General features: G+C 48.9%; 23 protein-coding genes and 1 tRNA gene. 21 read left to right on the top strand and 3 right to left on the bottom strand.

Going from position 1 to position 21,891, the window contains the following annotated elements; translation table 11 throughout:
* The first annotated feature begins 35 nt into the window (after window positions 1-35).
* The 8 genes from mnmE (at window position 36) to AC0YOB_RS19845 (ending at window position 9,369) form a co-directional block, all read left to right on the top strand.
* Window positions 36-1,415: a tRNA uridine-5-carboxymethylaminomethyl(34) synthesis GTPase MnmE gene (gene mnmE, locus AC0YOB_RS19880; RefSeq protein ID WP_475794235.1), complete on the top strand. Its 1,380-nt coding sequence runs from the start codon at window positions 36-38 to the stop codon at window positions 1,413-1,415.
* A 29-nt stretch (window positions 1,416-1,444) separates the two neighbouring features.
* A complete protein-coding gene (mnmG, locus tag AC0YOB_RS19875) occupies window positions 1,445-3,331 on the top strand; it encodes a tRNA uridine-5-carboxymethylaminomethyl(34) synthesis enzyme MnmG (RefSeq protein ID WP_475794218.1) in 1,887 nt (628 codons plus the stop codon).
* 2 nt (window positions 3,332-3,333) lie between these two features.
* Window positions 3,334-4,056, top strand: coding sequence for a 16S rRNA (guanine(527)-N(7))-methyltransferase RsmG (rsmG, locus tag AC0YOB_RS19870; protein ID WP_475794217.1), 723 nt, complete (start codon window positions 3,334-3,336; stop codon window positions 4,054-4,056).
* Between the two features lie 139 nt (window positions 4,057-4,195).
* A complete protein-coding gene (noc, locus tag AC0YOB_RS19865) occupies window positions 4,196-5,017 on the top strand; it encodes a nucleoid occlusion protein (RefSeq protein WP_475794216.1) in 822 nt (273 codons plus the stop codon).
* Window positions 5,018-5,402: 385 nt separating this feature from the next.
* Window positions 5,403-6,176: a ParA family protein gene (locus tag AC0YOB_RS19860; protein WP_210046640.1), complete on the top strand. Its 774-nt coding sequence runs from the start codon at window positions 5,403-5,405 to the stop codon at window positions 6,174-6,176.
* Window positions 6,157-6,999 carry a ParB/RepB/Spo0J family partition protein gene (locus AC0YOB_RS19855; protein WP_475794215.1) on the top strand — a complete coding sequence of 281 codons (843 nt, stop codon included), beginning with the start codon at window positions 6,157-6,159 and terminating at the stop codon, window positions 6,997-6,999. Before AC0YOB_RS19860 ends, AC0YOB_RS19855 begins: the two co-directional genes overlap by 20 nt.
* Window positions 7,000-7,659: 660 nt before the next feature.
* Window positions 7,660-8,832 (top strand): aminotransferase class V-fold PLP-dependent enzyme, encoded by a 1,173-nt coding sequence (locus tag AC0YOB_RS19850; RefSeq protein ID WP_475794214.1) that lies wholly within the window; start codon window positions 7,660-7,662, stop codon window positions 8,830-8,832.
* 45 nt (window positions 8,833-8,877) lie between these two features.
* Window positions 8,878-9,369 (top strand): DUF4446 family protein, encoded by a 492-nt coding sequence (locus tag AC0YOB_RS19845; RefSeq protein ID WP_210046608.1) that lies wholly within the window; start codon window positions 8,878-8,880, stop codon window positions 9,367-9,369.
* On the opposite strand, the gene yyaC is transcribed toward AC0YOB_RS19845, so the two are convergent.
* Window positions 9,344-9,937 carry a spore protease YyaC gene (gene yyaC, locus AC0YOB_RS19840; protein WP_210046609.1) on the bottom strand — a complete coding sequence of 198 codons (594 nt, stop codon included), beginning with the start codon at window positions 9,935-9,937 and terminating at the stop codon, window positions 9,344-9,346. The two genes, AC0YOB_RS19845 and yyaC, sit on opposite strands and share 26 nt — an antisense overlap.
* 196 nt (window positions 9,938-10,133) lie before the next feature.
* Between yyaC and AC0YOB_RS19835 the strand changes: the two genes are divergently transcribed.
* From AC0YOB_RS19835 to AC0YOB_RS19825, 3 genes are all read left to right on the top strand, one after another.
* The gene (locus AC0YOB_RS19835; RefSeq protein ID WP_210046610.1) at window positions 10,134-10,373 is read left to right on the top strand and encodes a putative Se/S carrier protein; all 240 of its coding nucleotides are present in this window, start codon (window positions 10,134-10,136) and stop codon (window positions 10,371-10,373) included.
* Window positions 10,374-10,443: 70 nt separating this feature from the next.
* Window positions 10,444-10,671 carry a DUF951 domain-containing protein gene (locus tag AC0YOB_RS19830; protein ID WP_475794213.1) on the top strand — a complete coding sequence of 76 codons (228 nt, stop codon included), beginning with the start codon at window positions 10,444-10,446 and terminating at the stop codon, window positions 10,669-10,671.
* Between the two features lie 56 nt (window positions 10,672-10,727).
* Window positions 10,728-10,818 (top strand) — tRNA-Ser (locus AC0YOB_RS19825).
* 450 nt (window positions 10,819-11,268) lie between these two features.
* Here the strand turns inward: AC0YOB_RS19825 and AC0YOB_RS19820 are convergent.
* Window positions 11,269-11,451 carry a YjzC family protein gene (locus AC0YOB_RS19820; RefSeq protein WP_475769390.1) on the bottom strand — a complete coding sequence of 61 codons (183 nt, stop codon included), beginning with the start codon at window positions 11,449-11,451 and terminating at the stop codon, window positions 11,269-11,271.
* A 223-nt stretch (window positions 11,452-11,674) separates the two neighbouring features.
* On the opposite strand from AC0YOB_RS19820, the gene rpsF reads away from it, so the two are divergent.
* The 4 genes from rpsF to AC0YOB_RS19800 all read left to right on the top strand — a co-directional run bounded on the left by rpsF (window position 11,675) and on the right by AC0YOB_RS19800 (window position 13,958).
* The gene (gene rpsF, locus AC0YOB_RS19815) at window positions 11,675-11,959 is read left to right on the top strand and encodes a 30S ribosomal protein S6 (RefSeq protein ID WP_475794212.1); all 285 of its coding nucleotides are present in this window, start codon (window positions 11,675-11,677) and stop codon (window positions 11,957-11,959) included.
* Window positions 11,960-12,007: 48 nt separating this feature from the next.
* Window positions 12,008-12,559, top strand: a complete 552-nt coding sequence (ssb, locus tag AC0YOB_RS19810; protein WP_475790639.1) for a single-stranded DNA-binding protein — start codon at window positions 12,008-12,010, stop codon at window positions 12,557-12,559.
* A 19-nt stretch (window positions 12,560-12,578) separates the two neighbouring features.
* Entirely contained in the window at window positions 12,579-12,860 is a 282-nt protein-coding gene (gene rpsR, locus AC0YOB_RS19805; RefSeq protein ID WP_189000309.1) for a 30S ribosomal protein S18, read from the top strand.
* Window positions 12,861-13,115: 255 nt separating this feature from the next.
* Window positions 13,116-13,958 (top strand): polysaccharide deacetylase family protein, encoded by an 843-nt coding sequence (locus tag AC0YOB_RS19800; RefSeq protein ID WP_475794211.1) that lies wholly within the window; start codon window positions 13,116-13,118, stop codon window positions 13,956-13,958.
* An 83-nt stretch (window positions 13,959-14,041) separates the two neighbouring features.
* Here the strand turns inward: AC0YOB_RS19800 and AC0YOB_RS19795 are convergent, their stop codons facing one another.
* Complete coding sequence (locus AC0YOB_RS19795) at window positions 14,042-14,380, bottom strand: DUF4870 domain-containing protein (protein WP_210046616.1); 339 nt, start codon at window positions 14,378-14,380, stop codon at window positions 14,042-14,044.
* Window positions 14,381-14,634: 254 nt separating this feature from the next.
* On the opposite strand from AC0YOB_RS19795, the gene AC0YOB_RS19790 reads away from it, so the two are divergent.
* The 6 genes from AC0YOB_RS19790 to rplI all read left to right on the top strand — a co-directional run bounded on the left by AC0YOB_RS19790 (window position 14,635) and on the right by rplI (window position 21,871).
* The gene (locus tag AC0YOB_RS19790) at window positions 14,635-15,750 is read left to right on the top strand and encodes an LCP family protein (protein ID WP_475794210.1); all 1,116 of its coding nucleotides are present in this window, start codon (window positions 14,635-14,637) and stop codon (window positions 15,748-15,750) included.
* A 67-nt stretch (window positions 15,751-15,817) separates the two neighbouring features.
* Window positions 15,818-16,258, top strand: a complete 441-nt coding sequence (locus AC0YOB_RS19785; protein ID WP_475794209.1) for a CBS domain-containing protein — start codon at window positions 15,818-15,820, stop codon at window positions 16,256-16,258.
* A 126-nt stretch (window positions 16,259-16,384) separates the two neighbouring features.
* Window positions 16,385-18,397 (top strand): amidohydrolase family protein, encoded by a 2,013-nt coding sequence (locus tag AC0YOB_RS19780; RefSeq protein WP_475794208.1) that lies wholly within the window; start codon window positions 16,385-16,387, stop codon window positions 18,395-18,397.
* Window positions 18,398-18,544: 147 nt separating this feature from the next.
* Window positions 18,545-19,447: a DUF2232 domain-containing protein gene (locus AC0YOB_RS19775; RefSeq protein ID WP_475794207.1), complete on the top strand. Its 903-nt coding sequence runs from the start codon at window positions 18,545-18,547 to the stop codon at window positions 19,445-19,447.
* Between the two features lie 19 nt (window positions 19,448-19,466).
* A complete protein-coding gene (locus tag AC0YOB_RS19770; RefSeq protein WP_475794206.1) occupies window positions 19,467-21,428 on the top strand; it encodes a DHH family phosphoesterase in 1,962 nt (653 codons plus the stop codon).
* Window positions 21,425-21,871, top strand: a complete 447-nt coding sequence (gene rplI, locus AC0YOB_RS19765; protein ID WP_210046622.1) for a 50S ribosomal protein L9 — start codon at window positions 21,425-21,427, stop codon at window positions 21,869-21,871. Before AC0YOB_RS19770 ends, rplI begins: the two co-directional genes overlap by 4 nt.
* Window positions 21,872-21,891: the final 20 nt, after the last annotated feature.

The following is a 21,891-nucleotide window of genomic DNA, read 5'->3' as shown; positions in this document are numbered from 1 at the left end:
TAGAAAGAAAGGGTTGGAGGCTTTATAACGTCATGATGAATGAAGATACGATTGCCGCCATTTCGACAGCTGTCGGAGAGGGCGGCATTGCCGTTATACGGGTAAGCGGAAATGAAGCCGTCCGTGAAACGGCAAAGCTGTTCCGGTCAAAGTCGAATATAGAGGAAGCGCCCTCGCATACTGTTCATTACGGTCATATTGTGAATCCGGCCAGCGGAGAAGTCGTGGAGGAGCTGTTGTTGACCGTCATGAGGGGGCCGCGTTCCTTCACGGCCGAGGATGTTGTGGAGCTGAGCACACACGGAGGCGTGGTTGCAGTCAAGCGCGTTCTGGAGCTTTTGCTAAAGGAAGGCTCTGTGCGGATCGCAGAGCCAGGCGAGTTTACAAAGCGGGCCTTCTTGAATGGGAGAATCGATTTGACGCAGGCTGAAGCCGTAATCGATCTGATACGCTCCAAATCGGACCGGGCATTCACGGTTGCCATGAAGCAGGCAGAAGGGGCGCTGTCGAAAAAGGTCAAAGCCTTGCGCCATTCACTTGTCGAGCTTCTCGCGCATATTGAAGTCAATATCGATTATCCGGAGCATGATGTAACGGAAATGACCAATGCATATATTTGCCAACGCAGCAGGGAGGCAATTGACGAAATCAACCTGTTGCTAAAAACCGCTGCTGAAGGCAAAATATTAAGAGAAGGTATTGTGACGGCCATTGTAGGGCGGCCCAATGTCGGCAAATCCTCACTGCTGAATGCGTTGGTGCAGGAGAATAAGGCTATCGTGACGGAAATCGCCGGTACTACCCGGGATGTGATCGAGGAATTTGTCACAATCGGCGGCATTCCGCTGAGACTGCTTGATACGGCAGGTATCCGGGAGACTACCGATGTTGTCGAGAAGATTGGTGTGGAACGTTCAAGATCCGCACTTGCCGATGCCGATTTAATTTTGTTTATGCTCAATGCCGGGGAGCCGCTGCATGAGGACGACCGGCTGTTGATGGAGCAGCTTCGCGGGCGGCAGGTTATCGTTCTCTTGAACAAGACTGATTTGCCCCAGGCAATGGATACGTCAGAAATTGAAGAGTTGTTTCCTCCGGAATCGATCCTTCGATTATCTGTACTGCAGGAAACCGGATTGGATCAGCTTGAGCAGGCGATCAGCCGGATGTTCTTTAGTGGACAGCTGGAATCAGCGGATCTGACCTACGTGAGCAATGTCAGACATATTACGCTGCTTGGGCATGCAAAGCAATCTCTTATTGATGCAATGGATGCTACGGAAATTGGCATTCCGATTGATATTGTGCAAATAGATGTTCGTCTGGCATGGGAGCAGCTTGGAGAATTGCTAGGCGATTCGGTATCTGAGTCTCTAATTGATCAAATCTTCTCTCAGTTCTGTTTAGGTAAATAATTTTATGAAGCAAGGAGGGTTTATGGAAAATGGGTTATGAAGCAGGACAATACGATGTCATTGTTGTAGGAGCAGGTCATGCCGGCTGTGAAGCGGCACTTGCAGCCGCCCGGATGGGAAGCGAAACGCTGCTGCTGACAATCAACTTGGATATGGTTGCCTTTATGCCATGTAATCCATCGATTGGAGGACCGGCTAAAGGGCATGTCGTTCGCGAAATTGATGCGCTTGGCGGAGAAATGGGCCGCAACATCGATAAAACGTTTATTCAAATGAGGATGCTGAACACGGGTAAAGGGCCTGCTGTTCATGCGCTGCGTGCACAAGCTGACAAATTTATGTACCAGCATTTTATGAAGAAGACAATCGAGGAGACCGACCATCTGACACTTCGTCAAGGGATGGTGGAAGAGCTGGTAATTGAGGACGGGGCATGTGTAGGGGTAGTCACGAAGACCGGTGCTGTCTACCGGGCGAAAGCTGTTGTAGTGACAACAGGAACCTACCTTCGCGGTAAAGTTATTATGGGTGAGCTGATGTACGAGAGCGGCCCCAATAATCAACAGCCTTCTGTCAAGCTGTCGGCCAGTTTGAAGGAGCTCGGTCTTGAACTGGTACGATTCAAAACAGGTACGCCGCCAAGGGTGCATGGAGACACGATTGATTTTAGCAAAACGGAAATTCAGCCCGGCGACGAGAAGCCTAAATTCTTCTCCTACGATACGGTATCTTCCGACAATGAACAATTGCCGTGCTGGTTGACCTATACCTCCGAAGAGACGCATCGGATCATTAATGATAATCTTCATCGTTCTCCCTTGTTTTCGGGTCAGATTGAAGGAACCGGCCCACGGTATTGTCCGTCGATTGAAGACAAGATTGTTCGTTTCGCCGACAAACCGAAGCATCAGATCTTCCTCGAGCCGGAAGGAAAGAACACATCGGAGTATTATGTGCAGGGATTATCGACAAGTATGCCGGAAGATGTCCAATTAAGCATCTTGCGTTCGATCCCTGGTCTGGAAAAAGTGGAGATGATGCGGACCGGATATGCCATCGAATACGATGCCGTGGTTCCTACGCAGCTCTGGCCTTCGCTCGAAACGAAGATTATACCGGGTTTGTTTACAGCCGGTCAAATTAACGGCACCTCCGGTTATGAGGAGGCAGCAGGCCAAGGCATTATGGCAGGCATTAATGCAGCACGCAAAGTGCAGAAGCTTGAGCCTGTCATAATTGGCCGTGCGCAAGGATATATTGGCGTCCTCATCGATGATTTGGTGACGAAAGGAACCAATGAGCCTTACCGCCTGCTTACATCGCGTGCCGAATACCGGCTGCTGCTCAGACATGACAATGCCGATCTGCGATTGACGCCGCTCGGTTACGAAATCGGACTGATTCCTGAAGCGCGTCACGAACGGTTTTTGCGCAAAAAAGCGTTGGTTGAACAAGAGATTGAACGATTGAAAACAGCGAAAATCAAACCGGAGGACATTGAACCTGTTCTTACGGAGCTTAGTTCGACGCCGCTGCAATTTACTACGGATGCCTTAACGCTGCTTCGCCGTCCGGAATTGACTTATGCCCATATTGAACCTTTTATCCCTTCTCCTTTCGAGCTTACAGAGGAGATGAAGGAGCAGGTGGAGATCCAAATTAAATACGCTGGTTATATCGAAAAACAGTTGGTCCAGGTTGAACGTCTTGGGAAAATGGAGAAGAAACGGATACCGGAGGATATCGATTATTCGCTCGTGCATGGGATTGCGATAGAAGCAAAGCAGAAGCTTGCCTTGATTCGTCCGCTATCCATTGGGCAAGCGTCAAGAATATCGGGTGTTACACCAGCCGATCTTTCTATTCTTCTGGTCCATCTTGAACATTACAATAGGGTGACAGCTGCGCGGGGGTAATAATGGATCAAACAGAACAATGGTTTGTGCAGCTGCTGCACGATAATAATATAATGATTTCCGACTACCAGGTGAAGCAGTTCGATCAGTATTACCGTCTGCTTATCGAATGGAATGAAAAAATGAATTTAACCGGTATAACAGAAAGAGAAGCGGTGTACGAGAAGCACTTCTACGACTCGCTTTCTCTTTCTTTCTTTCTGGATATGGGAGCGGTAAGTTCATTGGCAGATATCGGATCCGGGGCAGGATTTCCAAGCATTCCGCTCAAAATTTGTTTTCCTCACCTGAAAGTGACAATCGTCGATTCTTTAAATAAACGGATTCAATTTCTGCAGCATGTTGCCGCGGAATTGAAGCTTGCTGACTTTACATGCATTCATGGAAGAGCAGAGGATGTCGCAAGGCTTCCCGGCCAGCGAGATGCTTATGATTTGGTAACAGCTCGTGCGGTAGCAAGGTTGAGTGCCCTTAATGAGCTTTGCCTGCCCTTTGCCAGGATCACCGGTGTATTTGCCGCCATGAAGGGTGCCAATTCAGAAGAAGAACTGCTGGAAGCAAGGAAGAGCATGGCTTTGCTCAAAGGCCAGTTGCGTGAAACTCATCTGTTCAAGCTTCCTTTCGAACAGGCTGATCGAAGCATCATTGTCATTGATAAAAAAGGCTCAACTCCATTGCAATATCCTCGCAAAGCGGGGTTGCCGCTTAAGCAGCCTTTGGTTTAAATGAAATGTTCCACGTGAAACATTAACGTCGGCTTTTTTATTACATTATCCCTATGTCAAGCAGGAAATCAACTTTCAGCCGACGAATTAGTAATAACGACAATACTCGGCACTTTGAATTCGGGTGGTAGTTGAAGCGATGAAAGAACAATTTTCCAGGTTATTCGGCCTAGCCGATCCAAAGAGCAGTAATCAGGATGAAGTGAAGCATATCGCCATAGGTGAAATTGATGCCAGTCCTTATCAACCGCGAACTGTATTTGACGATGACCGGATTGATGAACTGAGTCAAACCATTAAGACACATGGCGTAATTCAGCCGATCGTTGTGAGAATTCGCAATAAGCGTTATGAAATCATAGCAGGCGAGCGTCGATATCGAGCTGTTAAAAAACTTGGTCTTGAAACGATTCCTGCAATTATTCGCGAATTTAATGATTCTCAAGCCGCATCGATTGCATTAATTGAGAATCTTCAGCGTGAGGGGCTCTCGGCTATTGAAGAAGCAATCGCCTATCAGAAATTGATTGATCTACATAACCTTACTCAGGAGAGTCTGGCTCAAAGGTTAGGAAAGAGCCAATCTACGATTGCCAACAAGATTCGATTGTTAGGTCTTGGTGAAATGGTGAAGACGGCTCTGATGGAACGGAAAATTACGGAAAGACATGCCAGAGCAATGCTCGGGCTGGATACGGAAGACCTCCAGGCGAAGGTGTTAAATGATGTCCTTTCCAAGGAACTGAACGTCAAGCAGACCGAAGCCCGTGTCGCTTTCTACAAGGAAGTAACAAAAGCCGGGAAGTCGAAACGTGTTTCCTTTACGAAAGATGTCCGTTTAGCACTTAATACGATCAGGCAGTCCATTGATATGGTTTCCGGCTCGGGGCTGCAGATCAAGACCAATGAAAAAGACTATGAAGATCATTACGAGATTGTCATAAAGATTCCAAAACGCTGATAGATTTTAAGAGCAGGACAAATAGACCAACCATTACTTCAAATATTCTAAGGCATACATCTATTGGGTTGTCCTTATTGATATTCGCTGGGTTGGATTCCACTGAAATGTCACGCAGCCGTTTCTTGAAATATCAGATAATATAAATTGTAGTTCATACTATTTGTTATATTTCTGAGGATAGAAACTAACTAAGCCGCCAGGACGGCGCAGCCGTTTCTTTTTGATTCATTTCATAATGGCAACCATGGCCGTCCGTGTTTATCGGGCGGCATCGCCATTTTGTCTAATTGAAAAACATTTACCCTATTCATACAGAATGAAAACTCATTTTCACAGAAATGGGTTTGAGAAGAATATCAAGCTAACTATAGAGGTGAAAGGTTTGTCTAAAACGATTGCGATAACGAACCAGAAGGGCGGTGTCGGGAAAACGACAACGTCAGTCAACCTGGGTGCTTGTCTGGCATCGCTTGGCAAGAAGGTTCTGTTGGTGGATATAGATCCGCAGGGCAATACAACCAGTGGAATTGGAATCAATAAGGCCGATGTGGCATATTGCATTTATGACGTGCTTATTAATGACGTTCATCCGAATGATGCAACCGTGCCTACTAATATAGAGGGTTTAAATATTATTCCTGCTACGATTCAGCTCGCAGGCGCCGAAATTGAGTTGGTGCCTACTATTTCGCGTGAGCTGCGTTTGAAGAAATCTCTTGCTCTAGTGAAAAATCAGTATGATTATATATTGATTGATTGTCCGCCTTCACTCGGGATCCTTACCATCAACTCTTTGACCGCTTCTGATTCGGTAATCATTCCTATTCAATGTGAATATTATGCGCTTGAAGGATTGAGCCAGCTATTAAACACGGTGAGGCTTGTCCAAAAGCATCTGAACACCTCTCTTCAGATTGAAGGGGTGCTGCTTACGATGTTTGATGCAAGGACCAATCTGGGCATTCAGGTTATTGAAGAAGTCAAAAAATATTTTCAACAAAAGGTTTATCAAACCATTATTCCGCGGAATGTCAGATTGAGTGAAGCTCCTTCTCATGGTCAATCCATTATTACGTATGATCCAAGATCCAAAGGAGCCGAAGTTTATCTTGAACTTGCGAAGGAAGTGATCATGTATGAGCAAGCGACTAGGTAGAGGACTTGATGCTCTTATCCCATCGCTTTCTGTAAATGAAGATGATAAAGTCATTGAAATTACCTTGTCTCAGCTGCGTCCCAATCCCTATCAGCCGAGGAAAACATTTGATGAAGAAGCGATTAAGGAGCTTGCTGAATCAATAAGACAGCATGGCATTATTCAACCTATTATCGTAAGAACTGTGCTAAAAGGCTATGAAATTATAGCTGGCGAACGACGTTTCCGCGCTTCCCAGCTTTGCGGGAATACGACCATACCTGCGGTTGTTCGAAGCTTCTCCGATCAACAGGTAATGGAAATCGCTTTGATTGAGAACCTGCAGCGTGAAGATCTGAATGCTATTGAGCTTTCATTGGCTTACCAGGCATTAATGGACAAATTTAATTTAACGCAGGAAGAGCTCTCCATGAAGGTGGGGAAGTCCAGATCGCATATCGCTAATTTTCTGCGCCTGCTCACCTTGCCTGATTCAATTAAAGAAAATGTTTCACGTGGAACATTGTCAATGGGACATGCAAGAGCACTGGTTGGGGTGAAGGAGGATCAAAGGAAGAAAGAGTTGGCCGAATTATCTATTGCCAACGAGTGGAGTGTCCGTGATCTGGAAGCAGCCATTCAATCTCTGGATGATCGAAGTCAGGCTAAACCAGCCAAGACAACAGCCAGCAAGCGTGATCCATATATCGAACAGCTGGAAGAGACATTGAGGGAGCAGTTTAAGACAACTGTGAAAATCAAACAGCAGAAGGACAAGGGGAAAATTGAACTGATGTATTACAATAAGCAGGATTTGGAACGTCTTCTTGAATTACTGCAATAAATTATCGGATTTAATGGGTTACTGATCTAAGCACTTCTGACATTGAATAAGGCGGCTAGATGAATAGATATAATGAGGAAAGTAATTGCTGCCATACGATGATGTTGTGGCCAATGATATACAGGAAGAGCCAAAGCAACAGATTGCATTGATTATCGATTTTACACGGTTTCGGGTTGATGTTTTGTTATTCACCCTGAGGTCAGCAATCGGACAATAATAGCGCGGCCTTTATAGCATACTTGAGCGGAGCCTTGAGATTTAAGGTTGATGCTTAAGTATGCTATTATTAAGAGGAGGGGCATGTAGTTCTTAAATAACAGGCGGAATCAGGCCGAACCTCAGTATTCTGATGGTTAAGAATAAAATGACCCTGTCGCCAGAGGATAGCGACAGCCGGTGCTTTTTTGGTTTCAATTCCTATCATTTTCTATGAGGATTGAGGGAAAATTAACGCTGCAGACAAAGGTGTGACAGAACAGGTTCTTCTTGAAACATATGAAGTATATTATCAGTATCAGGTTATACTTTGTATATTGTCGAGGGTGAAGAAGCCTGCTGTGCCTGAGAAGCAAGTTCCTAACAGTTCCTTCTTTGATGTTCCTATATAATAGAAGAATATAATCTACGATAACTTTAATAAAAGGAGTGGTACTGCCGATGCGCGCAGATGATCAAGATCCCGTCATCTATTTGGATCATGCCGCCACCTCATGGCCTAAGCCGCCAAGCGTTATTGATGCGGTTATCAAGGCAATGGAGCATGATGCGGCCAATCCGGGCAGAGGCAGTCATCAGATGGCTGTACGGGCCAGTAGAATCCTGTTCGATACCAGAAAGACGATTGCTAAATTGTTTCATATATCCAACCCCAATGATATAGCATTTGCGATGAATACAACCATGGCATTAAATACGGCTATCAAAGGTTTCGTGAAACCAGGCGATCATGTCATTGCTACCGGCGTTGAACATAATTCAGTGCGCCGTCCCTTGGAGCTGTTAAAGAAGACATTGGGCATAGCCGTCACCTATGTGGAAGCTGACGAGCAGGGTGGAGTAGCTGCCAGACAGGTGGAGCAGGCTATCGTGCCTCATACAAGGCTTGTTATTGCCAATCACAGCTCCAACCTGACAGGGGCGATTTTGCCGGTTGCAGAGATTGGGGAAATCACAAGGAAACGCGGTATCAAATTGCTTGTGGATGCTGCGCAGACAGCAGGGGCGGTTGAAATTGATGTTGAGGCGATGGGAGTGGATATGCTCGCGTTTCCGGGCCATAAAGGGCTGCTGGGGCCTCAAGGAACGGGCGGGCTGTATATTCACCCCTCAGTGGATCTGGAGCCGCTCCTGCACGGCGGTACGGGCAGTCAATCGGAGTCACCGGAACAGCCAACCGTGCGGCCGGACCGATACGAGGCAGGGACGCAAAACACGCCTGGACTGGCAGGACTTAGAGCGGGTGTGCAGTATGTTCACCAGGAAACTGCAGCCAGGATTTATCAAAAGGAATGGCAGTTGGCCCAGTTAATGATGGAAGGACTGATTGCCGTGAATGGCGTGAGGGTGCTGGGGCCGGATGCAGGCAAGCCCAGAACGGGAATTGTCTCATTTGTCCTTGAGGGTGCCGATCCTTCCGAGACAGCGTTTATTCTGGATCAGCATTATAAAATAGCGGTTCGCTCCGGTTTTCATTGCACGCCTCTCGCGCATCAGGCTGCCGGCACGATGGAGACGGGCGCAGTCCGAGCAAGTGTAGGCTGCTTCACAACGGAGCAAGAGGTTGAGGCGTTCATTCAGGCGATCAAGGAAATCAAGCAGCATTACAACTGACAGGACAGCTCTTATGGGCAGACAAGTGGGGGAGCGAAGTTTAAGATGGAAGTAGTCATACAACGGCCGATGGATTGGGTAACGGTCGCATTGGTCCTTGCCGTCCTGTTTCTTTTCATTAGAACGTTACGTTTAGGCAGCAGATTGAAGAAGCTTACAGCCAGCTATGCCCGGTTTATGGGTGAGACCGGTGTAAATGATCTGGAACAGGTTATTATAAGCATTAAGGAAAGACTCGACCTGCAGGAGCAAAATAGCACGGCTGTGCGTGCTGCTCTTCAAACGTTCGAGCACGCGCTCAAAATGAAAAAGGGCAATATAGGCTTGCAGCGCTATAACGCCTTTGCGGAGAGAGGCAATGATCTTAGCTTTTCACTTGCCATTGTGAACGAACAGAATGACGGTATGGTCATGACCGGTCTTCACAGCCGCGATCAGACGTTTATGTACGTCAAACCGCTGAAGCGGGGAGAGTCTCCCTATCCATTGACTCCGGAGGAGCAGCAGGCGATTACTCTGGCGTCGCAGCCGGAATAGAAGCGGATCGAACGGATTTGACAATAGCCGAGAACAGGCATTGCGCGATAATATCCGCCATACGCACAACCAGATGAAGCCGGGTATTTTGCAGCACAAAATATTCCATGAAGCCGCCAACGTTGACGATACCCGTAATATGGATGTCACCAACAGGCGGCAGTTCTTTATTTACCCCGGCTCCGGGGCGAACGGGTCCGCTGCCCACCTGGATGCATCCGACGCTGGTAGATTGGCCAAGGCAAGCATCAATTCCAATGACAAAGGGTTTGTGGACGAAACGGTTGATGTCCTGCAGAGTCTCATCCAGATTCATCGCGTGTACTGGCTCTTCAAGCGTGCCGTAGAGGTCGAAGTACGGACTGCGGTACTTGCTGAGCGAGGCGCCTACCAGAGGGCCCAGAGCGTCGCCTGTGGAACGGTCAGTGCCCACGCAGACAACAACCAGCCTGCGGTCTGAAGGCACATGATCAAGAAGATACATCAGTCGATTGACGAGCATGACGGAGACGTTCGGCTCGGTATAAGGCACTTTCAAAGGGGTATCTTTCGTTCCTGCTAATTTCATAGAATCTCCTCCCGTCTATCTGTGTTACTAGTATATGGATGGGACAACCATTTTATACTTGAAACATCAGAAAGGTGCGCATTGCATAGCATCGTTCCGTTGTACGGGATGGAGGGCGCTTGCACTGCCTGCAGAGGAATCTAGAGCCGGTTCATCATACCACTAATAAGGATAAAAATGAGCGGAGGCGCAAGGCATGCTGATTGCTTTTGATTCTACACAACAGGCGCTGCGGGCGGAGATGCTGCTAGAATATGCCGATATTGAGATAGACCTGTTTCCCACTCCGAAGGAAATTACAGCCGGATGTGCGCTGACGATTCATTTTCCAGATGAAGAGCTGATCCAGGTGAACCAGATTCTTGTGAATGAGCATGTGGAAATAAGGGGATTGTTTGAGCAGGTGGAGGGCGGTTATAATCAGGTTCATATTTGAGGATTTGCAGCAGTAGAGGATAGTTTGAAAAAAATCAGTTGAAACAGAAAAAAGAGTGGAGAGAATGCGGATGGAGCGTAAACAATTTGAGCTCGGCGATGTTGTACAAATGAAGAAACCGCATCCTTGTGGAACCAACGAGATGGAGATCATCCGGATGGGAATGGATATTCGAATCAAGTGCGTGGGCTGCAAGCACAGTATACTGATCCCCCGGGCAAAATTCGAGAAAAACATGAAAAAAGTGCTGCGTTCAGCCGCAGCTCCGGATGGGCCGGTCGGGGAGCAAAGTCACTAATATTTGGCTTGCAATCGGACGGGCATCATGATATGATAATTCTCGCTGACGCAAATGGAGAGGTACCCAAGAGGCCCAAGGGGGCTGACTCGAAATCAGTTAGGCGTGTCACAGCGTGCGTGGGTTCGAATCCCACCCTCTCCGCCATAACTTACCTAAGATGACGGTTCATCCATGAATCGTCTTTTTTATTTTCATCCTGCAGTATAAATATAAAAGAAGAGCTCTTGCGAGCTCTTCCTGACGGTGGTTCATTGAATAGGCACACGTATTACACTTCATGCTTTTGGTTAGAAACCTCGGTACGCCGTTTTTATCCGGCGCATGTGTGTTGCAGACAATGTCTTTGGCACAACCCTTTGCTTCTAAGCTGAGTGAACAACATTACCTTGCGGTCCTTGCTCCATAAGGTCCAACGGAACCACACCTCTCTTTACACCGTCAAACCTATGATGCTCCACCGGACGATTTCTTATGCATGAAATTTTTTAAAATATAAGAAAGTACAATTTCGATCTATACTTTGCTTATATTTATAAAGGTAAAACCTTGGCTCATTCGCCTAAAGACGGCATTAGCCGGTTCTTCCAGCTTCGATTAATGAGTCATCTTCTTCCACTTGCGGTCGCTGTTGGATGTGCTTGGAAATTTCTCGCCTTTATCCAAATGTACCTTCTTGGGGTTGTTGATTCCCATATGGAAGGAAGCTTCTCCTACCTCAATATAAGTTCCTTCATTAGGAGCGCGGTCACCCGGTCTGAACTCGGTCCATTCACCCATTGTCTTTGGCACCACCTACATAAGATTTGGCCGGCTGTACAACCCGGCACATTAGTGTGTGAATGCGGCGAGCAGAACATGAACGGAAGAATACGGAAGAGGATGCAGCCGAAATGCTTGCTTGCCAGGAGCCCTGTAAATTGATATAGTAGTTAGGTATGCGAGTTAAAACTCGCTCCTTGCTCCCATTCGGGGGCCGCTAGTCCAAGAGGAGGTGAAACAAATGCGCAAATATGAAGTGATGTATATCATTCGTCCAGATGTGGAACAAGAGGCGGTTCAAGCAATCACCGACAAGTTCCAAGGCATCATCGGAAACGGCGGAGAAGTCACAAAGCATGACGTGATGGGCAAACGCCGACTTGCGTATGAGATCAACAAGATTCGTGACGGTATTTATGTTCTGGTCCATTTCAACGCAACTTCTGAAGTTATTGCTGAAATTGACCGCGTCATGAAAATTACGGATGAAGTTATCCGTTACTTGATCGTCAAAGACGTTGCTTAATCAAGCGATACGTTAACGCAAGGATTGTTCGATTGGAGGCGATAAACGATGTTGAACCGGGTTATTCTCATTGGCAGATTAACAAAGGACCCCGAAATGCGCTATACACCCGCAGGCGTTGCGGTAACGCAATTTACGCTTGCTGTGGATCGTCCTTTTACCAGTGGTGGTCAAGGCGAGAGGGAAGCGGATTTTATCCCGATTGTCACATGGCGTCAGCTGGCTGAAACATGCGCCAATTACTTGCGCAAAGGCCGTTTAACCGCGGTCGAGGGCCGTATCCAGGTCAGGAACTATGAGAACAACGAAGGCAAGCGCGTCTATGTGACGGAAGTTATTGCTGATAACGTGCGTTTTCTGGAGTCTCCTAACCGCGATGGCGGAAATTCGCGTGAGGAAGGCAGCAGTGGAGGCGGCGGCTATGGCGGCCAAGGCGGAGGAAGCTCGCAAGGTGGCGGCAATCAAGGCGGCGGCTACGGCGGCGGAGGTTCGCAAGGCGGTGGAGGCCGTTCCGGAGGATCACCGAGGAACGACAATCGCGATCCGTTCTCAGATGACGGACGCCCGATCGATATATCGGAAGATGATTTGCCATTCTAAATGAAAGGACGGATGAACAATGAGTTTCAAACAAAGAGATAGTGGTGGCGATGAGCGTCCAGAACGCAAATTCGGCGGCCGTAAAGGCCGTAACAAGCGCCGTAAAGTATGTTACTTCACTGCTAACAAAATTACACACATTGACTATAAAGATACGGACTTGCTTCGTAAATTTATCAGCGAACGCGGGAAGATCCTTCCGCGTCGTGTAACCGGAACAAGTGCGAAGTACCAACGTCTGCTGACCATTTCCATCAAACGTTCGCGTCAAGTAGCTTTGCTGCCATACACAACGGAATAGATTGGAAACAGCATGTTCACAAACAAAGAAGACAGTCGCTTATGGCGGCTGTCTTTTTTGTTTGTCATACATATTCATGACGAAGAAGGTAGGTCTTCACATCAATCATAGATAGTACAATACAGTTCACTATAATTCCGATTATAAATAGATACAAATTAGTTGCAAATTATAGACGTTGCGGAGATATCTGAGGTTTATAACTTAAGAGTAGCTTCTATTCCAACTGGCGTTAGCTAAAAAGGAGTCACTCGAATGAGAATGAACCGAATGAATCGAATGAACAGAAGGCAGCTCAGAATCGTCCCCTTTTTATTCCTCATTTTTATAATCAGTGGAACTATAGTCGCGTTTGGAGATAACTTTTCCGGTAAAGAGGAAAAGACGGCCCCAATTGCCGCAGCTCAGCCGGAGAAGCCCCGACAGGAAGAGCCTGTCGTCAATAAACCGGCTGTTATTCAACCAAGCCCCCATAAAATATTTTATGACGGGCCGTCTGAAGGAAAGAAAGTGGCTTTGACCTTCGACGACGGCCCCGATTCGATAGCCACTCCGAAAATTCTGGACATCCTGAAGAAAAACAACATCAAGGCTACTTTCTTTATTATTGGAACCCAGGCGAAGGCACATCCGGATATGGTGCGCCGTATTGAGAAGGAAGGTCATGCGATCGGCAATCATTCATGGTCACATCCGCATTTTGACAAAATCCCAACAGAGGAAGCGCTGAAGCAGATAGACGATGCGCAGGAGGAATTGAAATCCATCGTTGGTTACTATCCCAGCATAGTCCGCCCTCCCTATGGGGCGCTTTCCAAGGAAGAGGAAAAAGCTATTCACGGGAAGGGGATGGATATCATTGATTGGTCCGTTGATACTACGGATTGGTCGGGCACTCCGACAGATGAAATCATGACATTAATTCATAAAGAGCTGTATCCCGGTGGTATTATTTTGCAGCATTGTTCGGGCGGCAAGGACCATTTATCCAACACGATCGAAGCACTCAAACAATTAATACCCGATTTGACCAATCAGGGTTATACGTTCGTTACTGTTCCCGAGCTGCTGAATTTGCCTGACAAGCTCCCGGATTAAATAAGCATTTGGCCGCACAGGCTCACTGCCCGCGGGAGCGGATTGCTGTTACCATGGCACCGCTGAAGGAACTTCATGCATCTTTAAAATTTTCCGGCTTGATCCTGTGCATAGTCACCAATTAGGGGTAACTTAAACCAACGGCCCTGCAAAGCAAACAGCATGAGCGCGATCCATAGCACGAAGGTGGCCGGTGTAAGAAGAAGTCCGATAAGCCAGCCAAGTACGGGAATAAAACCAAGTACAATATTAATAACAATAAGAGCAACAGTGGCAAAGATGGACTGCAGGGCATGAAATTTAACGAAGCGGCTTTTTTTCTCGAGAATGAGAAATAATATCCCGGTAACGAAGCAGCCAAGGTAACAAAGCAGTCCGGCTACTTTGGGGTCAAGTCCGGTTGAAGACGGATCCGGCGCCATGAATAATCACCCTTCCCAACTAAAGTCTCTATGTAATGTATTCTACTACTACCAAATCTATGCTATTCAGCGGCAGAAACAGGCATTGGAGAATGATTATCCGGCAGCATTCACAAATCGTTAATGAATTGTAACTTTCGGTCGAAAATAATCGTTTAAACTAGTGAAGGAACAGTTTATCTTTAAGGATAAGGGGACTATTATGCGCCTCATTCAGGAATGCCGATCTTAATGAATAGGAGTGCTTGAAGCACATGACACAACCAACAGGTCGATTATCTCGAAAAGGAAAATGGTTGATCGCCATCCTTACTTTTGTAATAGTTGCCGGGATTGCCGGGTACTATAACCGGACCGCTCTGGCTCTGTGGGGATTTGATGCCTTTCTTTCCAAAAAGGTGGAAAAGAAGCTGGAGAATTCCTATAAGCCGCTCGAAGGCCGGCCGGTACCGCAGCCTGTCGTGTATAAGAAAGAGGATCCGTTTTCCCTGCTTTTGCTGGGGGTGGATCAGCGGGATAAGGAAATCGGCCGCTCCGATACCATGATCTACACCGTGATCAGGCCGGCGGACGGAGCCATTCTGATGATATCGATTCCCCGTGATACGTATACGGAAATTGTGGGTAAGGAAACAAAGTCAGGCGATATCTATGAAGATAAAATAACGCACGCTTACGCATTTGGCGGAGCCAAAATGTCCGTGGAAACGGTTGAGAAGTTGTTTGGCGCCAAGGTGGACCATTATGCTACAATTAACTTTACAGGCTTCCGTGATGTCATTGATGCGATGGGCGGTATTGCCCTGCCTATTACGGAGGATCTGGTCAATAAAGAAGCTGATCACGAGAAGTTTGTCGTTAAAGCCGGGCAGGATTTGTACAACGGCAAGGACGCGCTTAATTATGTGCGCTACCGGGAAGACGCCGGTGGTGATACAAGCCGTTCCGGACGGCATCAGGTGTTCCTGAATGCCATTATGGACAAAGCGGCTCAAGTAGGGCAGTGGAGCCAGATACCTGAACTTATTGATATTATGGGCAAGAATTTCAGCACAGACCTGACGCCGGAGCATATGATTGATTTGGCCAAAAATATGCTTCAATCGGATAACCGCACGATATACAGCCATACACTCAAAGGGGAAGGGCGCCGGTTGACCGACCATGGAATCTGGTACTTTTTTGCTGATGAAGATGATCTTGCAAGCAGTAAAGGATTGATCGAAGCTTGGCTGAACCCTGCAACGCAGAAGGACCAGCTGCCGCTTCCTGAAGAATATCAGAACAAGACGGAGAAGCCGGTGAAATCATTGTCCGCATCGACTTCCTCGGCGTCCACTGATGCTTCCCCCGCGGCTGGAGAACAGTAAGTTTAGTGCCCAAGAGCGATCGATCCGCAGTTTAGACCGACTAGTACGAAAGTGGGCGAATGATGGAATGAATATTGCATTTTTCTTACTTCCAAAACAAGAAGTTGTCTGTATGACATTAGACGCAACGCTGCGCCAAACGCTGGAGAGAATGGAGCATCACCGGTACACGGCAGTTCCAATCCTTGATAATCACGGTGGATACGCCGGTACATTGACCGAGGGTGATCTGTTATGGTTTATGAAGAATAATCCGAATGTATCGTTTGATCAGACCCATAAAGTGAAGCTTGCGGATATCGATATGCGCCTGGCCAATAAGGCAGTCAGCATCGATGCCAATATGGAAGACCTGGTTTCCCTGGCAAAAGTACAGAATTTCGTACCTGTTATTGACGATATGAACCGGTTTATCGGAATTGTCAGACGCAGCGACATTATTGACTATTGCGAGAAAATAATCGTAAGCGGCAAATCCGTGGATGAAGAGGAAATGGCTGCAGGGTGAGCGTGGAGCGAATTGCGTTCGGACCTGAAGCATAGTACGATATAGGAAACAGTTGGTAAACGGGCACCGTCCTCCTGTGGGGGACGGTGTTTTTTATTATATAGATAGAGCGGGGGCACGCGTAAAATGAACAGGAACGAACAACATAGGCGGGGCGGCAGGGGGCCGTTCCGCGCGTTTATGGCCATTGCGGCCATATTGATTATTGGATTGGCCGGCTATCTCGTCTACTCTTATTCTCAACCTGATGAAGGTTCACCGGGGAATGCCGCAGACGGGACAAGCCAAGAGGGCGGGCAGGCAGGAAAGGACAACTCATCTCCCAATACCGGCGGCACGGGAGGCGTCAAAGAAAATGCAGCAGCTGAACCGCCAAGTCCGGCCGAAGCCCTTGAACGTGAAGTAACCGATGCCGATACCTCTATCCTGTATGACATAGTCATTGCAGGAGGCAGAGTCGTCAATCCGGAGACGAAGCTGGATCAGGAAGGGCTGAACGTGGGAATCAAGGATGGGAAGATCGGTATAGTCACATCCAGGCCGCTGCAGGGGACGCGTGAGATTGATGCCAAGGGTCTTGTGGTTTCTCCCGGCTTCATTGACAATCTCTCGTATGACCCGAATCCGCTTGGGGTATGGCAGAAGATCGGAGACGGCGTTACGGCGAATATCGCGATGCATGGGGGAACGCTGACGCCCAAGCAGTGGTACAGCTACTACGAACGCAATGAGACACCGGTCCATTTTGGAGCCTCATTCTTCTATACGCAGGCGCGCAATCAGTTCAAGCTGGGCCGATATGACGCGGCGAAGCCCGAACAGGTGCAGGAAATCCGCAAGCAGGCGGAGCAGGCGCTTAACGATGGGGCGCTGGGCATCTCCTTCAGTCTTGAATATGTGCCGGGGATCTCTGCGGAGGAAGTGGTGCCGCTGATGGAGCTTGCCCGTGAATATAACGTTCCCGTCTATTTTCATGGCCGTTATTCCGACATGGAGCAGCCGGGAACGGAGCTGGAAGGCACGCAGGAGCTTGTGGATTATGCCATGAAAACGGGAGCTGCCGTACATATTGATCATATCAACAGCACCGGCGGAACTTTTACGATGCCTCAGGCGCTGGCTATTATCGACAAGGCAAGGGAGCAGGGCTTCGATATAACGGCCTGTACCTATCCCTATAATTACTGGGGCACTTATCTGAACTCGGCCCGTTTTGACAAAGGCTGGCAGGAGCGCTTCCGCATCACGTACAAAGATTTGCAAATTGCCGGCACGACGGAGCGTCTGACGGATAAAACCTTCAGCATGTATCAAAAACAGGGCAAGCTCGCGGTCGCGTATGCGATTCCGCCTGAAGCCATTGTCGATGCCTTCCAGTCGCCCTATGTGATGATTGGCAGCGACGCGATTCTGGAGCCGGGCTTCAATAATCATCCACGGGCATCGGGCGCCTTCGCCCGGACCATCGGCATGTATGTGCGCGATCAGAATGTAATGTCCTTGATGGACGGGATTGCCAAGCTGAGCCTCCTGCCTGCGCAGCGGCTGGAGAAACAGGCCCCGGCACTGCGCAAGAAAGGCCGGATCGCCAAAGGCATGGATGCGGATCTGGTCATTTTCGATTACAACACGATTAATGACAAGTCTACAGTGGAGCATCCCGATATCATGTCCGCCGGCATCAACTATGTGCTGGTTAACGGGCAGATCGCCCTCGAGAACGGGAAGCTGAACAAAAAAATCCGTGCTGGCAAGCCGGTACGCAGTCATTTTGACCGTGTAGGGGAAACGGCAGGCGCACTGCAATGGGAAGAGCGAAGCTACCCGCTTATCCGCTATAATGATGCGACCTATGTGGATTTGGCCGCACTCGGCGAACACCAATACAGCATCACATGGGACGAGCTGGCTCACACCTTCACCATCGCCAAAGGCGCAGGCGGGGACACTTCAGCCGATCCGACAAAGCCGCCCGCCAAGGGCGAGCTTATGCTGGATCGCGGCTATCTGGCGAAATCAGAAGCGGCCACGTTTGAGCTCTTGTCCATCGGAGCACGTGCGTTCGTACCCTTATCATTCCTTGAGTCCATAGGCTTGAGGCCTGAAAACGACGGTGATACCTGGTCTATTGAAGCGTAAGGATCAGCTCCTGAGCGAGTTTGGACCATTCGCGCGCGAGGAAATGAGAACGCCCGGACAACGCACTCTGTGTTGTCTGGGGTTTTATGTTATAATGTGGAGTAAAGCTAAAGCTGTGTACAAGTAACCAAGCAAGAGGTGAACGGTTTGAAAACCGGCATAAAATCTATTTTATGGAGCGCAGCGGCGCTTCTCTTATTACTAGCGATCGCAGTTCCGCTGTTCAATGCTTTAATTGTTGCCGTGATGATGGTGCCGACCGTTATTTTGTACACCACATTGTCCAGGCGGGCGTTCGCGCTGCATATGCTGGTTGTATATGCTGTCGCAGTCGCGGTAATCGGTTATGCGGCACTAATCGTAGGTCTTTTCTTCCTTGTACCGGCAATCGTGATGGGACATATGTATCTCAAAAGGGCATCGGCCCGCAAGGTGCTGACAACGACCTTGTTAACCCTGCTGGGGTTACTCCTCTTGGAGCTGGTTCTGTTTGATGTGCTGCTTGACTTCTCGCTGCTTCGTGAAATCCGTCAATTAATTATGGATACGGTAAGCGAGCTCAGTGCGAATGGTCTGCTTCCGGCGGGATGGAATGCGGAACTGACAGAGTCGTACATTCAAATGCTGATCCACTCCATTCCTATGGCGTTTATTACCGTTTCGTTCGTGCTGGCGGTCATTGCGCATGCCATTGCAAGGCCTGTGCTGCGGTCCTTGGGCGTATCGGTACCCAAGCTGCAGCCCGCCAAAGACTGGATGCTTCCGCGAATTTTTGTTTTTTATTATCTCATCGTACTCCTGGTCGATATGGCGACACCGGACAGAGGAGATTCTTTTCTGACGGTTACACTGCTTAATCTGGTTCCGCTTATGCGTCTCGCCTTTTCCATTCAGGCGATGGGCTTCTTCTTCTTTATCGCCCATGAACGCAAATGGAACAAGGCGGTGCCGCTGCTGCTGTCGGCGCTTGTTGCTTTTTTCCCGCCGCTTAGCTTGATCGGTGTAATTGATGCCGGTTTTCCGATCCGCAAAGCGTTTAAGAAACCTTGACAACAGGGGCGAATGATGAATGCCGAAGTTTCTAATTAAACGATGGCATGGAATGCACCAGCTATGGGCATTCGTGCTGATTATTGTGCTTACAATAACGCTGGCTTGGTATGATTGGTTGTATGGTTTGATCAGCCTTGTATTTGCGGCTGCGGTTGGCGTCTATTCGGTTCTGGCCGAGCGCGCTTTTCGCCGCGACTTGAAGACCTATCTGGGAACATTGTCGTACCGGGTCAAAAAAGCCGGGAGCGAGGTGACAAGCGAGCTGCCGTTTGGCATCATTCTATACAACGAGGACAACAAGGTGGAGTGGCATAACAGCTTTGTCAGCCGGATGCTGGAGAAGGAATCTGTCATCGGAGAGTCGATGGATGAACTTTTTCCTACGTTGTCGCAGGCGAAGGAGCGGGAGGGCACGCTGGAGACGGCAATTGGCGGCTCGGTCTATGAGCTGATGTTCCGGTTCGATGAGCGTTTGCTCTATATTCGCGATATCACCCAGCGCTGGCAGCTGGCGAAGCGTTATGAGGAAGAGAAAATTGCGCTTGGCATTGTCATGATGGATAACCTTGAAGAGGTGACCCAGGGCATGGATGACCAGCAGCGCAGCGCGCTTCTCTCCAGGGCAACCGCGGAAATTACAGATTGGGCGAGCAAGTTCCATCTGTATTTGAAGCGCCTCACCTCCGACCGTTTTCTGATTATTACCAATCAGAAGACCTTGAAGCAGCTCGAGCTATCGCGTTTTGTCCTGCTTGACGAAGTACGGGAGATGTCCGCCGAGATCAAGATTCCCATGACGCTCAGCATCGGGTTCGCCGCAGGTGCGGAAAGTATTGTCGAGCTCGGGCAGTGGGCCCAGACGAGTCTGGATTTTGCGCTTGGACGCGGCGGTGATCAGGCGGCGGTTAAGGTCGGGCAGCGCCAATCCTTCTACGGCGGCAAGTCCAACGCGGTGGAGAAGCGGACGCGCGTCCGCGCAAGGGTAGTCGCCCATGCGCTTCGGGACTTGATCAAGGAGAGCGAGAATGTGGTGATTATGGGCCACAAGATGCCGGATATGGATTCCATCGGCGCGGCTGTCGGTGTTCTGAAAGCGGCTCAAATGTTCAACAAGGAAGCTTTTATTGTCATTGAGGGCTTCAATCCCGCGGTTCAGAAGATGATGGAGATGCTGAGGGAAGAAGAGCGGATCTATAAACGGTTCATATCCCCCGAGCAGGCAATGGGACTAATTGATTCGGGAACGCTGGCTGTTGTAGTCGATACGCATAAATCCTCCATGGTCAAGGAGCCCAAGCTGCTGACGCTGACAAGCAAGATCGTTGTCGTCGATCATCACCGCAGAGGCGAAGAGTTTATTAATAACGCTATTCTGGTCTATATGGAGCCCTATGCGTCTTCCACCTGCGAGCTGGTAACGGAGCTGCTGCAGTACATTCATGACCGGGTCATGCTGGATGTCCGCGAATCCACCGCGCTGCTGGCAGGCATTACAGTCGATACCAAAGGCTTCTCCATGCGTACCGGTTCCCGGACGTTCGAGGCTGCGTCATTTCTGCGCCGCAACGGAGCCGATTCGATGCTCATTCAGCGGATGCTGAAGGAGGATTTGACCGAGTACATCAAGAAAGCGGAGATTATCAAGCATGCGGAGATCGTCTATGAGCATATTGCAATTGCGATAACCGAGCAGGACCGGCAGTATTCACAGCTGCTTATTGCCCAGGCGGCAGACACGTTGCTGAACATGACAGACATATTGGCCTCGTTCGTGATCGGTCAGCGGCAGGACGGCTTGATCGGTGTCAGCGCCAGGTCGCTTGGCAGTATGAATGTTCAGCTCGTCATGGAGCGGATGGGCGGCGGCGGACATCTCACCAATGCCGCGGTGCAGCAGGAAGGCACCGTTGCGGAAGTGGCAGCGCGGCTTAAACAGGTTCTGCAAGAAATCGAGAAGGAAGAGGGGTTATTCGAATGAAAATTATTTTATTGAAGGACGTTAAGGGGCAGGGCAAGAAGGGCGATGTCAAGGATTTATCTGAAGGGTATGTACGCAATTTTTTGCTTCCGCAAGGGCTGGCCAAACTGGCTTCGGACGGCAATTTGAAGACGCTTGAACTGCAGACGGCATCGGAACAAAAGCGCAAGGACAAGGAAAAGGAAGACGCCAAGACGCTTGCGGCGAAGCTGGAAGAGCTGACTGTCGTCGTCAAGACCAAGGCGGGTGAAGGCGGCCGGTTATTCGGCGCTATTACAAGCAAGCAAATCGCTGAAGCGCTGGAAGCGGGACATGCGGTCAAGGTCGATAAGCGGAAAATTGAGCTGGATGAGCCGATTCGGACGCTTGGCGTCACCCAGGTGCTGATCAAGCTGCATCCGGAAGTGAAAGCGAAGCTGAAGGTTCAGGCGGCAGAGGAATAATAACGGGTAAAGGGGTTCAA

The sequence above is a fragment of the Paenibacillus sp. JT31N17 genome, from assembly GCF_056269255.1.
Note: the sequence above shows the minus strand (reverse complement) of the source record. Positions and strands in the feature narration are given on the sequence as shown.

What these genes read in the sequence shown, in the direction of transcription:
- mnmE (WP_475794235.1), top strand. Translation starts at nt 36, where the DNA reads ATGAATGAAGATACGATTGCCGCCATTTCGACAGCTGTCGGAGAGGGC.
- mnmG (WP_475794218.1), top strand. Translation starts at nt 1,445, where the DNA reads ATGGGTTATGAAGCAGGACAATACGATGTCATTGTTGTAGGAGCAGGT.
- rsmG (WP_475794217.1), top strand. Translation starts at nt 3,334, where the DNA reads ATGGATCAAACAGAACAATGGTTTGTGCAGCTGCTGCACGATAATAAT.
- noc (WP_475794216.1), top strand. Translation starts at nt 4,196, where the DNA reads ATGAAAGAACAATTTTCCAGGTTATTCGGCCTAGCCGATCCAAAGAGC.
- AC0YOB_RS19855 (WP_475794215.1), top strand. Translation starts at nt 6,157, where the DNA reads ATGAGCAAGCGACTAGGTAGAGGACTTGATGCTCTTATCCCATCGCTT.
- AC0YOB_RS19850 (WP_475794214.1), top strand. Translation starts at nt 7,660, where the DNA reads ATGCGCGCAGATGATCAAGATCCCGTCATCTATTTGGATCATGCCGCC.
- AC0YOB_RS19845 (WP_210046608.1), top strand. Translation starts at nt 8,878, where the DNA reads ATGGAAGTAGTCATACAACGGCCGATGGATTGGGTAACGGTCGCATTG.
- yyaC (WP_210046609.1), bottom strand. Translation starts at nt 9,937, where the DNA reads ATGAAATTAGCAGGAACGAAAGATACCCCTTTGAAAGTGCCTTATACC.
- AC0YOB_RS19835 (WP_210046610.1), top strand. Translation starts at nt 10,134, where the DNA reads ATGCTGATTGCTTTTGATTCTACACAACAGGCGCTGCGGGCGGAGATG.
- AC0YOB_RS19830 (WP_475794213.1), top strand. Translation starts at nt 10,444, where the DNA reads ATGGAGCGTAAACAATTTGAGCTCGGCGATGTTGTACAAATGAAGAAA.
- AC0YOB_RS19820 (WP_475769390.1), bottom strand. Translation starts at nt 11,451, where the DNA reads ATGGGTGAATGGACCGAGTTCAGACCGGGTGACCGCGCTCCTAATGAA.
- rpsF (WP_475794212.1), top strand. Translation starts at nt 11,675, where the DNA reads ATGCGCAAATATGAAGTGATGTATATCATTCGTCCAGATGTGGAACAA.
- ssb (WP_475790639.1), top strand. Translation starts at nt 12,008, where the DNA reads ATGTTGAACCGGGTTATTCTCATTGGCAGATTAACAAAGGACCCCGAA.
- rpsR (WP_189000309.1), top strand. Translation starts at nt 12,579, where the DNA reads ATGAGTTTCAAACAAAGAGATAGTGGTGGCGATGAGCGTCCAGAACGC.
- AC0YOB_RS19800 (WP_475794211.1), top strand. Translation starts at nt 13,116, where the DNA reads ATGAGAATGAACCGAATGAATCGAATGAACAGAAGGCAGCTCAGAATC.
- AC0YOB_RS19795 (WP_210046616.1), bottom strand. Translation starts at nt 14,380, where the DNA reads ATGGCGCCGGATCCGTCTTCAACCGGACTTGACCCCAAAGTAGCCGGA.
- AC0YOB_RS19790 (WP_475794210.1), top strand. Translation starts at nt 14,635, where the DNA reads ATGACACAACCAACAGGTCGATTATCTCGAAAAGGAAAATGGTTGATC.
- AC0YOB_RS19785 (WP_475794209.1), top strand. Translation starts at nt 15,818, where the DNA reads ATGAATATTGCATTTTTCTTACTTCCAAAACAAGAAGTTGTCTGTATG.
- AC0YOB_RS19780 (WP_475794208.1), top strand. Translation starts at nt 16,385, where the DNA reads ATGAACAGGAACGAACAACATAGGCGGGGCGGCAGGGGGCCGTTCCGC.
- AC0YOB_RS19770 (WP_475794206.1), top strand. Translation starts at nt 19,467, where the DNA reads ATGCCGAAGTTTCTAATTAAACGATGGCATGGAATGCACCAGCTATGG.
- rplI (WP_210046622.1), top strand. Translation starts at nt 21,425, where the DNA reads ATGAAAATTATTTTATTGAAGGACGTTAAGGGGCAGGGCAAGAAGGGC.